General features: G+C 49.5%; 2 protein-coding genes. Both read right to left on the bottom strand.

The window, feature by feature from the left end; all coding sequences use genetic code 11:
• Positions 1–396: hypothetical protein (locus tag HMPREF2874_RS09120; RefSeq protein ID WP_141754193.1), on the bottom strand; the 396-nt coding region annotated here is incomplete at its 3' end.
• 178 nt (positions 397–574) lie between these two features.
• A partial coding sequence (locus tag HMPREF2874_RS09455; protein ID WP_371440537.1) for a DUF6318 family protein occupies positions 575–1,348 on the bottom strand: 774 nt, incomplete at its 5' end.

Here is a 1,348-nt window from a genome sequence, read left to right as displayed (position 1 = left end):
AGGGGCCTGGATATTGGTGTTAGCGAATTGATCCTCAATTTCTTGGAGCATTTCCTCAAGAGTGGGGCCCTTGGGTTCGGCGGGATTATTTGGTGTCAGAGTTTTAGCGTTGAGCGCCTGACAATAAGTTCCCAGTCCCGTTTTTGAATTGTAATTTACCTCTTCATCACCAGCAGGCATCTCTCGGACGCGGGCGTATTTGCCAGGCTGCCTGCCTTCTGCAAGACATTCCGCCTCTCCTGGCTTGCGTGCATCGCCTTTGGGAATATACATTGGCTGACCTAATCCGTTTTTTGTTTCGTTGTATTTTCTATGGAATTCTTCTTCTATTCGCTGGTTCTCTGCTTGTATTTCAAGCGATGACTTAGAATCGTTTGATTCTGTAGTGGCATCCATACTGCCTCGCCTCGCGAAATTCCGTTGAGGAGTTTTTTCCTTCGTGAAGCATACAGCATGGCCTTTATCGCTGTTGCACTCCTGGCTCCCCGCAGGAGGAATATTACTAAAAATAGATGATGCGATGAGTGCAAAAGTAAGCGAACATGCACTTCCCATTTTCCTAATACGTAGCATACTATTTCAACAACCCTTTTTCTTTCAGTTGCTCCTGGGAGAGTGAACCAACGATTGTCCAAAACCCATCTGAATACTTGAGAATATAAGCGCCGTTATCATCCCCCTCTGCTGTATTGGCGTCCTCGGTATATGACCCATCAGGTTCAACATACATTGCATATTCCCAAATATGCTTTAGCATGAGGGTATATTCTTTAGATTTTTTATCATAGATAAACTGGCCCTCAAGCTGGTATTTATCAAGCCCGTTAATAATCCATCCACCGCGCTTATAAAGGCGTTCGACATATCCATAGAATTTATCTTCATCAGTTTCTTTTTTCACATAAGATTTGGCATATTCGCAATTACCCGTCTGAACCGCATAGTTATGAGATATGGTCCAGTCGTTCATCATGTCGAGAGCCCCTTCTTGAGTTTCGGGGTATTTTTTTCGATTCGGGGGCATCGGGACATTCTGTGCAGGGCCATACGCGTCAGCCTTACGGTACTCGCCATCGGGGGCCTTCGAGCCACCGGAGTAGCCGCGGGTAATGACAGGGCTCGGGGTCGCCGAGGCCGAAGACGCCTCGGTAGCCGAAGCCGAGGCCGAAGCGGTCTCACTCGGCGTGGCGGAAGAAATCGAGCCCGTAGCCTCGTTGGTGGCCTGCTGGCCGCATGCCGCGAGCAGGCCGGTCAGGCTGAATAGTGCGCCGCCGCTCAGCAGTGCACGGCGGGTCAAAGCGGAATCAGGTCCCATTAGGGGTGCTCCAATCGTCGGTGATGGTGTGTA

This window comes from Rothia sp. HMSC068F09 (assembly GCF_001812775.1).
In the GTDB taxonomy this organism is placed as follows: Bacteria; Actinomycetota; Actinomycetes; order Actinomycetales; family Micrococcaceae; genus Rothia; species Rothia mucilaginosa_A.
The sequence above is the reverse complement of the archived record's forward strand: the minus strand, read 5'-3'. Positions and strand labels throughout refer to the sequence as shown.